Below are 12,606 nucleotides of genomic sequence, written 5' to 3'. Positions count from 1 at the left end.
GGCCACCAATGGCCAGCCGGCCAATGCGTTCACCCTGGACCAGGACATCGTCGTCTACTGGCGTCACCAGCAGGACCTGCCCGGCAGCGTGGACCTGGTCGCCTACAAGGCCCCGGGCAAGGATCGCGGCACCTTTATGCTCAGCATCACCCCCGGTGACGACCTGCCCCCGATCACCACCGGTAGCGACTGGGTGTTCGTGCTGGATATTTCCGGCTCCATGAGTGCCAAACTGGCCACCCTGGCCGACGGCGTCAGCCAGGCCCTGGGTAAACTGCGCGGCGGCGACCGCTTCAGAATCGTGCTGTTTGATGATCGTGCCGAAGAAATCACCAGCGGTTTTGTGGACGCCACGCCGGGCAGCATTCGCCGCTACACCGAAAAACTCATGCAGCTCAAACCCCGTGGCGGCACCAACCTGTTCGGCGGCCTGAGCCTGGCCCTGAACCCCCTGGACGCGGACCGCCCCACCGGCATCGTGCTGGTTACCGATGGCGTGGCTAACGTAGGTAAAACCCAACAAAAAGACTTTATCGACTTACTGGAACACCATGACGTGCGCCTGTTCACCTTCGTCATGGGCAACAGTGCCAACCGGCCCATGCTCACCGCCATGACCGATGCCAGCAACGGCTTTGCCATCAGCGTCTCCAACAGCGACGACATCGCCGGGCAGATTCTCAACGCCACCGCCAAGCTCACCCACCAGGCCATGAACGACGTGGAGATCGATATCGACGGGGTGCGTACCGCCGACCTGCAGCCGCAGCGCATCGGCAGCATCTACCACGGTCGCCAGATCGTGCTGCTCGGTCATTACTGGGGCGACGGCCCGGCGAAAGTTACCCTTCGTGCCAACGTGGCCGGCCAGGACAAGCAATACAAGACCCGTTTCAACTTCCCCGCCCAGGGCGGTGACAACCCGGAACTGGAACGACTGTGGGCCTATGCCACCATTCAGCACATGCAGCGGGAAATTAATTACTTCGGCGAGGAGAAGGACCTGCAGCAGGGCATCACCGATTTGGGCCTGGAGTACGGCCTGGTGACCAACTACACCTCCATGGTGGTGCTGCGCGATGAAGTCTTCGAGGAGTACGGGATCGAGCGTCGCAATGCTAAACGCCGGGAGATCGAAAAGCTGGCCAAGGCACAACGTCAGGCCAGCGCACCCACCAGCAACCGCGTGGACAATGCCCAACCCATGTACAACAGCAATCGTCCGTCCTATAGCGGTGGCGGCAGCAGCGGTGGCGCCTTCGGCATCGGTGCCCTGCTACCCTTCCTGATCCTGCTGATCGGCGGTGGCTTGCGTCGTCGCCGCTGATCCTGCCGACGACAGCCAACCTTCCCGGACAGGTAGCTCCTGTCCGGGATTTTTTCGTCAGGCATTTAGCCCCGAGGCTTCGGCAAAGTGCGAGCAGAACCCTGTCGTGTTACTCCTGCCGGCCTTCGATAGCCGACAACAACACCCCGGCGGCAATCCCCAGACGCTTGTCCAGTCGGCCCTCACGATCAGCACTGAAATCCACATCCAGTTTCAAGATGAACGGATTGAACCGCTGGCGATACTCCGCCACAGGACTCTCCCCCACGGTGGCGTGGTAGTGCTGGGGAAAGAAAAAAGCCAACGCTTCGATATAACGGCGCACCAGCGCTTTAAGCATGGAGTCTTCCTGAAGAGTGCCGATCTCTTGACCACCACTATCCAGAAAGATCCAGTGATCGCGCAGGAAGGATGATTTGAAACCCGACCGCCGCAACGTACCCACATGCTCATCGCTTTGCGAATCATGCACGTCATAGGCGCCCGCGAAATCGAAAATACTGCGGGTGGAAATCCGCAGCAACTCCTGGTCCTGACTTTCGTCCGCGTAAAGCCGGATGTCTTCGCGGATGCGGAAGCGCTTCATGTTGGAATAAAGCGCCAGCTCTCCATCATCCGTATAAAGGTGGAACGCATCACCGAAGAAGCGAAAGAACTTGCGGCGAATGGTGTAGCGTGGGTGTTGAAAGCGCACGGCGTGCGTCATGACTTGTTCTCCATCAGCATTCGGTGAAACCCTCTTCTGTATTCAGAGAAGGCAATCCCATTACCAGGGCAGCACGCTGCCATCGGAATGCCAAAAGGTCCCGCTGTTTTCCAGGGTCAGGGCGTCCATCCGCGCAATCAGATCGCTGGCCGCTTCTTCCGCCGTCAGATTACCACTCTGCCGGGTCATGTCAGTCTGCACCCAGCCCGGATGCAGAATCGCCACCGCAATCCCCCGCTCAGACAAGTCCACCGCCAGCGACTTGCCTACCGCATTCAGGGCGGCCTTGCTGGCCCGGTAGCCGTACCTGGCCCCGGAGGTATTATCGGCAATGGACCCCATGCGTGAAGTCATAAGCCCCACCTTGCTACCCGCATGCAGGTTGCCCAGCAAAGCCATGGTGACCCGCAGCGGCCCCAGCGTATTGACCTCGAACTGGTCGCGGATCGAGTCAAAGTTCATGCCATCCACCGTTTCACTGCTCATGATCCCGGCGTTGTTATAGAGCATATCCACACGGCGATCGCCCAGCGCATTCTGCAGGTTCATCACTCCGTCCGCCGAGCCCACATCCACACCATCGATCACCTTTGCGCCGCTTTCCAGCAGCGCAGCAGAGGGCTCGCGGCAAGTGGCCAGCACGGTATCTCCCCTGGCGCACCACGCCTGCACCATGGCAAGGCCAATCCCGCGATTCGCTCCGGTAATGACTATTTTTTGTCCCACAGCTTTCTCCTTTTGCCTGATTCAACAGACTCGTACCCTGAACCTGTTTCGCATTCAACGCCAGCGGACAAGCCACATTCGCAAGCCTCTGTGGGCGGTGCTTTGCCTACCTGTACGGAAACATCCTTTTTTATGGTTCATCGCGGAATTGAGTGCTCATCCTGCTTCAGAGGCTCCCTTGTCTCATTATCCCGATTTGGCAGCCGCTGGACGCCGGATGCCCAACGAAGGACGCTTGCGTTCAAAACCTGGAAACCCTGCCCGCCATACTCTCTGTGCAAAGTGCATTACCCGATTATTGCCATCAATGATGGCCTGACCGTTCCTGAAAATACCGCTCAAAAGCGATGCCGGGATAACCCAGGCAGATGACGAGAAGCGTGTTATTCACGCTAATCCGTAAAGAACCTTTTTTATCCGTGTCTCTTTGCTACAGTGAGTGTCCATTCTCAAGCCAAGGACGCGAATCATGAGCATTGCAGTTGGCGATACCCTTCCCTCCATCACCCTGAAAACCAACGGTGATAACGGCCCCGAAGACCTGAACACCGGCGATTTTTTCAAAGGCCGCAAAGTAGTGTTGTTTGCCGTGCCCGGCGCTTTCACTCCCGGCTGCTCCAACACCCATATGCCCGGCTTCGTGGTCAATGCTGACGCCCTGCTGGACAAGGTCGATGCGATTGCCTGCATGGCCGTTAACGACGCTTTTGTGCTGGATGCCTGGCAGAAAGACCAGAACGCCGAGCGCCTGACCATGCTAGCAGACGGCAATGCCGAGTTTGCCAAGGCCCTGGGGCTGGAACTGGACGCCACCGGTGGCGGCATGGGCATTCGCAGCAAGCGTTTCGCCCTGATCGCCAACGATGGCGTGGTGGAGTATATCGGTGTGGACGCCAAAGGCGTGGACAAGAGCAGCGCGGAGACTGTGCTGGGCCAGCTTTAATCTAGGGAAGTCTTTCCCTCGGAACGTTGCCCGGTGAGCCCAACGCCTGATGCCGGACGAAAACCTGGCGGCGCGGGTTGTCTGCATGATGCATTCGGATTGCTGCCAGGCCGTTGAAAAACGCTCGAAGCACTGCGGGAAGCGATGCTTGCATCGCGAAGGCGCCTGCAACTCACCGCCGCTATTCGTGATGCAAGCATCAGTTCCCACAGACAATCAGCGTGCTGGGCATTTTTCAGCGATTCCCCGGTTCGTCGCTTTGACGTCCGGCCGCCGGCATGTGGCCTCCCGCAACGGCGGAAATCCTGAGCCGAGCCAGCGCTGGCTCAACATCGCTATATCTCCAGCGCAAGCCCCAGGGTAGCGGTAAAGTCGTCTTTTTCCGGGGTAATACCGTCACTGTCCGGCTGCGGACTTTCGATACGTTTCCAGGTGCCCGCCAAACGCAGGTCCAAACGGCTGGTCAGATCCACGTCCAGTGCCACATAGAAATCATGCTTGGCGCGACCGGCTTTGGCTTCTGTCAGCGTCACCTGGTAATCAACTTCCAGCTCGATATTGTCGGTAATGTCCTGATCGTAAAACGTCCCTATCAGGAACGCTCCGGTGGAGACCGTACGGTCTTCACCCTCTACCACATCCACATACTCGGTACGCTGGTAACCGGGGCCTGCCGATACCGTCCAGTCCAGCTTGGGGCTATCAAAAATCTGGTAGCCCGCGCCAAAACCCACCGTCCATTCCGCTTCCCGGTTCTGGAACGGATCACGGTAATATTCCGCCTGAATCGGTCTGAAAAACCACTTATGGCTGATCCGATAATCATGACTCAGGCTCGCCGTGTGGTTATTGGCCAGCTGCTCGGACTCCGATTCCGAATAGTTACCGGTATAACTCATCTTGGTATTATTCTTTACCGTGCGGCGTTTCAGTGAAACCTTGGTGTTCAGGTCTTTCTGTTCCACGTTACCACTGCGGAAATTCAGGCCCACCGAAATATCCGCCGTCCATAAATCAAATTCCCGGGGGGAGGCAGAGGCAATGCCAACCACCTGGGGAAACTCGACCGGTTCGCCCCCCACCAGCAGCTTGCCGCTTTCCGTGGTCAAACGCCCCAGTATCACTTCACCGCCATCCAGCAGCACCGACATGACGCGCCCCGTACGGATATAGGCCACGTCTTCCCAGTCGATGGAAATCAGATCGAAATGATCACTGTCGATTTCCACCGACTCTTCATGCAGGACCTTGATCCGCCCTTTAACCCACTCGCCAGTATCCAGCTGTATCCAGTCCCATTGCTGCACGTCGAAACTGGGCGGCCGCCAGATCTCTGGCGGGGTACTGGCCGTGTCAAAGGTTTGGTCCGCTGCAAAGGCGGCGGCTGGAAGGGTGCCGACAAGCAAACAGGCAGCCCAGAGGGCTGCCTGTTTGCTTGTCTGGCCAGAAGCGCTGCCAGAAGATTGGCCAGCCATTGCTGGCCAGCCTTTAACCACTACTTTTTTCATTACTTACCATAAGGTACGGCTTCGTACGGGTTGCCACCCAGGGCTGCGGAGATATCCGCAATGGCTTTCTGGGCGCGTACGCTGTTACCGGCCTCATCCAGCGGCGGGGAAATAGCCGCAATGCCGAACTTGCCCGGGGAAACGGCAATAATACCACCGCCCACACCACTCTTGGCAGGCAGGCCGGTTTTGTACAACCACTTGCCCGCATCGTCATACAGCCCGGCCGTCGCCATCACTGCCAGGATTTCCGGCATGTCTTCCGGTTTCACCAGCGCCTTGCCGGTAACCGGGTTGGTGCCTGCGTTGGCCAGCGTCGCCGCCATGGTGCCCAGGTCCTTGGCATTCACACCCACAGAACACTGGCGGGTATAAATGTCGGTGGCCTGCAGCGGGTCGCCTTCGATATGGCCGTAGGCATACATCAGGTGAGCAATCGCCTGGTTACGTTGGTTGGTAGCCGCTTCCGACTTGTAGATATCTTCCAACACGGTCAGCTCCCGGCCGGCAAAATCACTGTAGTATCCGAGAATCTTGTTCCAGATTTCGTTGTAGCTTTTTCCGGACACCAGGCTGGTAGTGGTAATCGCACCGGCATTCACCAGCGGGTTCATTTCATGGCCCTGGTGCTGCTCGATGGCATAGATGGAATTGAACACCTGGCCGGTGGCATCCACACCCACATTCTTGGGCAAGACACCAATACCTTTCTCTTCCGTCACCTTGGCCATGGTGAAGACCTTGGAGATAGATTGGATCGACACTTGCGATTCGATGTCACCCACGGAGTAGATCTTGCCATCGACGGTCACCAGCACGATACCGAAGATGTTGGAATCCACTTTGTCGAGCGCCGGGATGTAATCTGCGTTGGCGCCTTCCTTCAGGCCCTTGTACTTGTCGTAGGCCTTCTTCAATTCGGCATTGATGTTCTTTTCAGTGAGCTTGCTGTCCACCGGAGACGCCGCTGGCGCCTCGTTTTCTGCTGAACAGCTGGCGCTTGCCACCGCCAGCATACCGGCAAAAAACAGGCTGAAGAACTTACGTGAATATTGCATTACTCATGCTCCCTCTGAGAGATCCCGGCTTCCACTTAAAGCAGATTGCCACTGGAAAAGCTGTATTTAATGCTGAACTGGACACGGCGGTCGTAGCCGGTAGTGCCGTCGTTAGCCGTACGTTTCCCAAACAAATACTCCATGCCCATCAGCACTTTATCGTTGGGAGTGTGCAGCAAGTTGACAGAGGCGTACTCGCCCTTGTTGAAAGCGTCTGCTGTCTGGAAATCCATATTATCGATTTCTGTGGAGCTATAGCCTACCGAACTGCTGTAGGCATCATTCCAGTAGTGATCGTAGTAAGCGATAAGGCCTGTGAGTGGCACAGCCTTGTAGTCCGGGTCGGCCGCATTACCATCCGGAGCCATATCCACTCCACCATCATTCATGTAGTTAGAAATACCGTTACCGTGGACCACACCCAGGATGATGCGATCCTTTTCAAACATGTTGACTGTGGATGTCAGGTTTACACCCCAGCCCAGTTCACTGTCATCCGGGCTACCATCCGGCCCACCGGGCGTGTCGTAACCCACCTGACGCAGGATACCGGCCACCTGAAAGTGACCCCAGTCTCCCACCTGACGGAAGTGGGCAGTGATATCCGGATATTCGTCATCGCCGGCAGTACCAGGATCAAGGCCACTATCCACGCCACTACCCGGATTTTCGATGGCCACCGCGACGGTAGAATCACCCTTCACCGGCGTCCAGCGAATCTGTGGATTACGGAGGAAAACCATGCCCGACGGACCCCAGTAATCGATCACATTGGGGAATACATCACCGTCCATGAACACACTATTAGTCTGCCCCGCCAAGATGGACTTCCATTCACCGTAGGCATGGCGCAAACGAATCGTTGTCTGACCTTCGTCCGGACCGACGCCAAACATGTCAAATTCAAATTTGGTTGTCAGCTCACTGTCACCGGCCATGGTGCTGGCATTCACACCCAAACGGCTCTGGCGGACACCAATGACAGCTTGGCCATCACTGCCTACCGTGTCTTGGTCATAAGGAATTCGTCCGGGGCGCAAGGTATCTTCCCATTCGGGAGTTACCCGATCGAAACCCTGCACATAATCCACCATCCCGAAGCCGTATACTTCGAAAGAGGAATCCGCCAAGCAAGTGAGAGGAGCGAGAAGTAGCGCAGCACCGAGGGTACGACGGAAAGCGAGAGTACCCATGATCATCATCCCTGTTCATTGTTTTGTTAATCGCCGCCATTCCCGGGCAGAACTGTTGAGCACCCCGAGCTGCAACGTCAAACCTGTGATCCGCCTTCGATAGAAGCACAAATTTTACAGAGTGTCACGATAGTCCCACCCAAAGCTTTTCAAAAAAGTGACGCGTCTTACAGCACCTTAAAAAACACCAGCGCTTGTCTATACTTGTGGTTAGGCTGAACAACATGGCAGCACCCTAATATGACAAGGGTATAACCATCACTGACAACCCACGGGCAAAGTCCTCATGAGCATTCTGCAACTGCCCCATGCACGTCCCGATGTCATTCTTATCGACTGGCATGCCACCCTGGTAGACACCCATGACGCCATGTATCACGCCGTGGATGACATCCTTCCCCAACTGGAAAGTCTTGACCTGTGGGAGCGGCTGCTGGACCCGGATGAATCCAAAACCATTGAAGACGCCAAGCTGCTGATTTATGTGAAAGATCACCATCGTCTGCACCCCAAAATCGTGTCTCAACGGAAGATTTCCCGCACCGATATTTTCGAAGTGCTGTTCGGCAGCGACCAGGATGCCAAAGGCCGTGCCCACCAGGCGTTTGATCAGGCCTACCGGAAATATGTGGCCGAGGTGCATCCACTGGAACCGGACATTCGCCAGCAACTGGAACACCTGCGTGAACTGGGCGTGAAGACCGGGCTGATTTCCAACCGTAAGCGCGAATTTCTGGAACACGAACTGGCGCTGGTGGATGGCACAGGCTGGGAAGATTTGTTTGATGTGGTGGTATGCGGCAGCGATGTGGAGGAACGCAAACCGTCACCACAAATGCTGTTGAAAGCCATGGAGATTCTTGGCAAGAAACCCGCCGAAAGTTGCTGGTACGTGGGCGACAGCACCACCGACGTGATTGCCGCCAAGGAAGCCGGCGTCACCTCCATTTTCTACAATGGCGCGGGCTGGGATCAGGCCTGGCTGGACAAGATTTTCCCGCACACGGTCAAACACCCCCACCGCCCGGATGCCGTGGTCGGCAGTATTGCCGAGCTGACCACCCTGGCCCGCCACTTGCTGGCCCAGCACAAGCGTGTGGAACGGGCGCGCCCCTGAAAGCCTCTGCCGCCAGCCCGATTGGCCCGATCCGCCCCTGCCTGGCTCGCGCCAAGTTGGTACATTCGTGCAAAATAACAGCCTGCCCGTGAGACACCATGACACAGCACACGCTTCACGCCTTTACCGATGACGCCCTGGGCACCGATGATGCCACCGCCCTGGCAGAGCGCCTGCAACGCGGCGACATCAGCGCAACCAACGCCACCGAGGCCGCCATCGCCCGCTTGCAGCGGGTCAATCCCACCCTCAACGGGCTGGTGCTGGACACCTATGCAGGAGCGCGAGAACGAGCCAACAACAAGCACTTTGAAGGCTTTTTTGCCGGCGTTCCCAGCTTGATCAAAGACAATATCGACCTGCGCGGCCTGCCCACCGGCCATGGCAGTGCCGCCGTGGGTGGCAAACCCATGAAGAAAACCAGCGTACTGGCGAAGCAGTATCTGGCTCAGGGTTTTAACCTGTTGGGCAAGACCACCCTGCCCGCCTTCGGCTTTACCGCCTCCACCGAGATGGTTCACGCCCCGGCCACCCGCAACCCCTGGCACCTGAACCACTCCGCCGGCGGCTCTTCCGGCGGCAGCGCCGCACTGGTGGCCGCCGGCGCCGTGCCCATTGCCCACGGCAACGACGGCGGCGGCTCCATTCGCATCCCCGCCGCCGTCTGCGGCCTGGTGGGCCTGAAAAGCACCCGTGGGCGCCTGGTCACCCAGGAAGCCGCCAAAGCCTTGCCAGTGAACATCATCAGCGATGGCGTGCTCACGCGCAGCGTGCGCGACACCGCCAACTTCTTCGCTGAAGCCGAAAAGTACTACCGCAACCGCAAGCTACCCGCTGTTGGGCACGTCACCGGCCCCGGCAAACAGCGGCGACGCATCGGCCTGATGGTGGACTCCATCGCCGGCGACCCCACTTGCCCGCAACCCCGCGCCGCCGTAGAAGCCACCGCCAAACAGCTGTCTGATCTGGGCCACCATGTAGAAATGGCCCGCATCGACCTGCCCCAGCGGTTTGTAGACGATTTCCTGCTTTACTGGGCCATGCTCGCTTTCTTTGTCAGCAAATTCGGCCGCGCCCTGTTCCCTCAAGGGTTCGATGGCCAGCAGCTGGACCCGCTTTCGCAGGGTCTGGCCCGCTATTACCGTCAACGCTTCCTGAAAACCCCGGGCATGCTGCGCCAGCTTCGCCAGAGCCAGGCCCGCTACGCAGAAGTATTTAACCAGTACGATGTGGTACTCACCCCGGTGCTGGCCCACACCACGCCGGAGCTGGGCTATCTGGGCGCCGATGTGGACTTCGACGCCCAGCTGGAACGCCTGTTGCGTTACACCACCTTCACCCCGGCCAACAATGCATCAGGCAGCCCCGCCATCTCGCTCCCTCTAGGCCAGACCGATACCGGTCTACCCATCGGCGTACAATTTTCCGGCCGCCACGGCGACGAGCGCACCCTGCTGGAGCTGGCCTTCGAACTGGAGGATGCACAACCGTTCCGGCGCCTGGGGCAGTAACAGATAAACGCACCTAGTCCCTCCCCGCAGGTCGGGTTAGCTTAGAAGGCATAACCCGACCTGCAATGTCCCAGTGACAAAACAATGGCAACACCCAGAAAACGGAACATGAATATCCGCTTAGAACCACTGCAAAGCAGTCATGCTGGTGCGCTGTATGTACTCACCGATAACAACCGAGAGTATTTACGGCAATGGTTGCCTTGGCTAGATCACATCCAGGCCCAGGAAGACACAGAGCGTTTTATTGACAAAAATCGTCAACAAGCAGCCTTGGGAAAGGCTTGTAACTTTGCTGTTTTCCACAACGATTCGCTTTGCGGCGTTGCCGGCTTTCACGCCATCAACAAGGCACATCGCACCGGTTCGATAGGGTACTGGCTAGCCGAAAGTTTCACTGGCAAGGGCATCATGCTAGACGCCGTATCCCTGTTATTAAGAACCGGGTTTGTCGAATTTCATCTACATCGAATTGAAATACGCTGCGCCACGGGCAACACCAAAAGCCGGGCCATACCGGAAAAGCTCGGCTTCACTTTGGAAGGACAAATGAGGGAGTGTGAGTGGCTATATAACAAGCATGTGGATCATGCTATTTATGCGCTGCTGGCTCATGATTACATGCCTAGCCCGACTACCTAACCACGCTTGAGTATCAAGGAGGATAACCATGAAAAAAGCCAGCCCGAGCGGCGGCGTGGTCCACCCTCTCCCTGACGACCTGCACCAAATGCTGCTCTGCAACAGCGCCATGCTGGAGCAATGGGAGGACATTACCCCGCTGGCTCGCAACGAATGGATCTGCTGGATCGAAGACGCCAAGAAAGCAGCTACCCGGAAAGGGCGTATTACCCGCGCCAAGGAAAACCTTACCGCTGGCAAACGTCGACCCTGTTGCTGGCCGGGCTGCCCCCACCGCGAACGTACCGGCAAGGCCTGATATTTTCAGTGCGCAGGTACTCTCTGAGCCCTTGGGTATAGCAACAAACATGCCCAGCCAGCTTACTTAAACTGGCTGGGTGGCATGCCATACCATTTCTTGAACGCGCGCGAAAACGCGCTCACCTCGGAAAAACCCAACAGGAATGCCACCTGGGTAATACTCATTCCCGAGGTGCGAAGATGCTGCTCCACCAACGATTTACGGGTATTTTCCAACAGCAGTTTCCACGTTAAACCATCTTCAGCCAACCGCCGCTGCAAACTGCGTGTGCTCATGCACAATGCTTCAGCCGCATCCTTCTGCGCTGGCTCACCATCGGGCAAACGCTCCTGAATCCATAACGATAGGCGATCGGCCAGCGACGCCTCCTCCGCCACTGCCAGCCGCTGACTCAGGGTGGCATCCAACATGGCAGCCAGCTGAATATCACTAGATGCCAGAATCCGATTGGCGCTCGCCTTGTCGAACACCAGCGCATAGCCTTCGCCCACCGCCAGTGGGCAGTTGAAATAATCGGCTAGGGTCACCCGCATATCATCCTCAAGCCAGTCCGGATAACCCACCAGCAGCGGGTTATAATCCGCGCTGATACGTACCCGTAATACCCGCACGATAGAAGCCATTACAAAAACCAGCGCCTGGGGGTGAGGCTCATGCTCGGTGGCGGAAAAGAAACGCAGCTCCACCGTGCCATCATTAACATGCAACTCCGTGCGCACAAGATTGCTAATCAATCGGTGAAAGCGGGTAACGCGATTAAGTACACTATAAAGATCACCACCGGCAGCCACCGCCAACCCAAGGGCACCAAAGTGGGTGTACTGGGCATGGCGGGCTAGTTCGATACCCAGCGCAGGCTGCTCCAATAGCACCTGACAATAATCCAACAGCGCCGTGGACACATGTACATCCACCCGCGCCTCCGGATCCCGAAACAGCGCCTCCTCCAGCCCGTAACGCGCCAGAATGGCCGCCACATCCTGCCCTTGTTCCTGCAGGTACTGCAGCAACGGTGTCATCAACACCGCTGCTGCCTGCTGTCTGGCTACACCTTTTCTCTCGCCCATGGCCTTCCCGCCTGTGCCGTTTTAATAATTGGCGCTCAAGGTCAACAGCTTGGCGCCCAGGGTCGATTTTTTATGGCGCTGCCTGGGTATCGTTGCTGTCATTGAAAAGGAGATTTCACATGGCGACAACAACACCAACAAACGCAGCGAAGAAACCCGCTTCCCGTGGCCGTTTTGCCACCGACAAAAAAGTGCAACGCGAAATCATTGCCATCAGTGATGGTATACGACAACGCCACAATTGGCTCAAGCATCAGGATCGCATCGGCTTGGGCATCTGGGTGCTGGCCGTCGCGGGCACCATTCTAAACGCCGTACTCTACCTGCAAGGCAGCATGCCAGGCTGGCTGGTCATCGTGCTAACGGCGTTCTGGACCTCCCTGCTACACGAACTGGAACATGACTTGATTCACCTGATGTACTTCAAAAAGAACAAGTTCATGCACAACCTAATGATGATGGGTATTTATCTACTGCGTCCCAACGTGATCAACCCCTGGATCCGCC

General features: G+C 57.2%; 12 protein-coding genes and 1 pseudogene. 7 read left to right on the top strand and 6 right to left on the bottom strand.

Translation table 11 applies throughout. The features are described from left to right. Positions 1–1,327: VWA domain-containing protein (locus A3730_RS24490; RefSeq protein ID WP_156501338.1), on the top strand; the 1,327-nt coding region annotated here is incomplete at its 5' end. A 109-nt stretch (positions 1,328–1,436) separates the two neighbouring features. Here the strand turns inward: A3730_RS24490 and A3730_RS24485 are convergent. After that, positions 1,437–2,033 carry a hypothetical protein gene (locus A3730_RS24485; protein ID WP_063520864.1) on the bottom strand — a complete coding sequence of 199 codons (597 nt, stop codon included), beginning with the start codon at positions 2,031–2,033 and terminating at the stop codon, positions 1,437–1,439. Between the two features lie 60 nt (positions 2,034–2,093). Further along, on the bottom strand, positions 2,094–2,759 hold the full coding sequence (locus tag A3730_RS24480) for an SDR family oxidoreductase (protein WP_082872526.1): 666 nt from the start codon (positions 2,757–2,759) through the stop codon (positions 2,094–2,096). Between the two features lie 469 nt (positions 2,760–3,228). On the opposite strand from A3730_RS24480, the gene A3730_RS24475 reads away from it, so the two are divergent. Further along, the gene (locus A3730_RS24475) at positions 3,229–3,702 is read left to right on the top strand and encodes a peroxiredoxin (RefSeq protein WP_063520866.1); all 474 of its coding nucleotides are present in this window, start codon (positions 3,229–3,231) and stop codon (positions 3,700–3,702) included. 335 nt (positions 3,703–4,037) lie between these two features. On the opposite strand, the gene A3730_RS24470 is transcribed toward A3730_RS24475, so the two are convergent. From A3730_RS24470 to A3730_RS24460, 3 genes are read right to left on the bottom strand one after another with little or no spacing between them, the layout of a single operon-like run. Then, positions 4,038–5,210 carry a YdiY family protein gene (locus A3730_RS24470; RefSeq protein WP_063539176.1) on the bottom strand — a complete coding sequence of 391 codons (1,173 nt, stop codon included), beginning with the start codon at positions 5,208–5,210 and terminating at the stop codon, positions 4,038–4,040. Further along, a complete protein-coding gene (gene glsA, locus A3730_RS24465; protein WP_063539174.1) occupies positions 5,210–6,268 on the bottom strand; it encodes a glutaminase A in 1,059 nt (352 codons plus the stop codon). Before glsA ends, A3730_RS24470 begins: the two co-directional genes overlap by 1 nt. A gap of 35 nt (positions 6,269–6,303) precedes the next feature. Further along, complete coding sequence (locus A3730_RS24460) at positions 6,304–7,461, bottom strand: DcaP family trimeric outer membrane transporter (RefSeq protein WP_231880623.1); 1,158 nt, start codon at positions 7,459–7,461, stop codon at positions 6,304–6,306. A gap of 286 nt (positions 7,462–7,747) precedes the next feature. Between A3730_RS24460 and A3730_RS24455 the strand changes: the two genes are divergently transcribed. The 4 genes from A3730_RS24455 to A3730_RS24440 all read left to right on the top strand — a co-directional run bounded on the left by A3730_RS24455 (position 7,748) and on the right by A3730_RS24440 (position 11,029). Next, complete coding sequence (locus A3730_RS24455; RefSeq protein ID WP_063539172.1) at positions 7,748–8,578, top strand: HAD family hydrolase; 831 nt, start codon at positions 7,748–7,750, stop codon at positions 8,576–8,578. A 98-nt stretch (positions 8,579–8,676) separates the two neighbouring features. Beyond that, positions 8,677–10,089: an amidase gene (locus A3730_RS24450; protein WP_063520042.1), complete on the top strand. Its 1,413-nt coding sequence runs from the start codon at positions 8,677–8,679 to the stop codon at positions 10,087–10,089. A gap of 108 nt (positions 10,090–10,197) precedes the next feature. Then, a complete protein-coding gene (locus A3730_RS24445; protein ID WP_197468648.1) occupies positions 10,198–10,731 on the top strand; it encodes a GNAT family N-acetyltransferase in 534 nt (177 codons plus the stop codon). 28 nt (positions 10,732–10,759) lie between these two features. Then, positions 10,760–11,029: a YdeI/OmpD-associated family protein gene (locus tag A3730_RS24440; RefSeq protein ID WP_063520044.1), complete on the top strand. Its 270-nt coding sequence runs from the start codon at positions 10,760–10,762 to the stop codon at positions 11,027–11,029. 62 nt (positions 11,030–11,091) lie between these two features. On the opposite strand, the gene A3730_RS24435 is transcribed toward A3730_RS24440, so the two are convergent. Then, positions 11,092–12,099: an AraC family transcriptional regulator gene (locus A3730_RS24435; protein ID WP_063520045.1), complete on the bottom strand. Its 1,008-nt coding sequence runs from the start codon at positions 12,097–12,099 to the stop codon at positions 11,092–11,094. Between the two features lie 119 nt (positions 12,100–12,218). On the opposite strand from A3730_RS24435, the pseudogene A3730_RS24430 reads away from it, so the two are divergent. Next, positions 12,219–12,606 (top strand): annotated as a pseudogene (locus A3730_RS24430) (fatty acid desaturase); the annotation flags it as partial.

Source organism: Alcanivorax sp. HI0044 (assembly GCF_001634945.1).
The sequence above is the reverse complement of the archived record's forward strand: the minus strand, read 5'-3'. Positions and strand labels throughout refer to the sequence as shown.

What these genes read in the sequence shown, in the direction of transcription:
- A3730_RS24485 (WP_063520864.1), bottom strand. Translation starts at nt 2,033, where the DNA reads ATGACGCACGCCGTGCGCTTTCAACACCCACGCTACACCATTCGCCGC.
- A3730_RS24475 (WP_063520866.1), top strand. Translation starts at nt 3,229, where the DNA reads ATGAGCATTGCAGTTGGCGATACCCTTCCCTCCATCACCCTGAAAACC.
- A3730_RS24470 (WP_063539176.1), bottom strand. Translation starts at nt 5,210, where the DNA reads ATGAAAAAAGTAGTGGTTAAAGGCTGGCCAGCAATGGCTGGCCAATCT.
- glsA (WP_063539174.1), bottom strand. Translation starts at nt 6,268, where the DNA reads ATGCAATATTCACGTAAGTTCTTCAGCCTGTTTTTTGCCGGTATGCTG.
- A3730_RS24460 (WP_231880623.1), bottom strand. Translation starts at nt 7,461, where the DNA reads ATGGGTACTCTCGCTTTCCGTCGTACCCTCGGTGCTGCGCTACTTCTC.
- A3730_RS24455 (WP_063539172.1), top strand. Translation starts at nt 7,748, where the DNA reads ATGAGCATTCTGCAACTGCCCCATGCACGTCCCGATGTCATTCTTATC.
- A3730_RS24450 (WP_063520042.1), top strand. Translation starts at nt 8,677, where the DNA reads ATGACACAGCACACGCTTCACGCCTTTACCGATGACGCCCTGGGCACC.
- A3730_RS24445 (WP_197468648.1), top strand. Translation starts at nt 10,198, where the DNA reads ATGAATATCCGCTTAGAACCACTGCAAAGCAGTCATGCTGGTGCGCTG.
- A3730_RS24440 (WP_063520044.1), top strand. Translation starts at nt 10,760, where the DNA reads ATGAAAAAAGCCAGCCCGAGCGGCGGCGTGGTCCACCCTCTCCCTGAC.
- A3730_RS24435 (WP_063520045.1), bottom strand. Translation starts at nt 12,099, where the DNA reads ATGGGCGAGAGAAAAGGTGTAGCCAGACAGCAGGCAGCAGCGGTGTTG.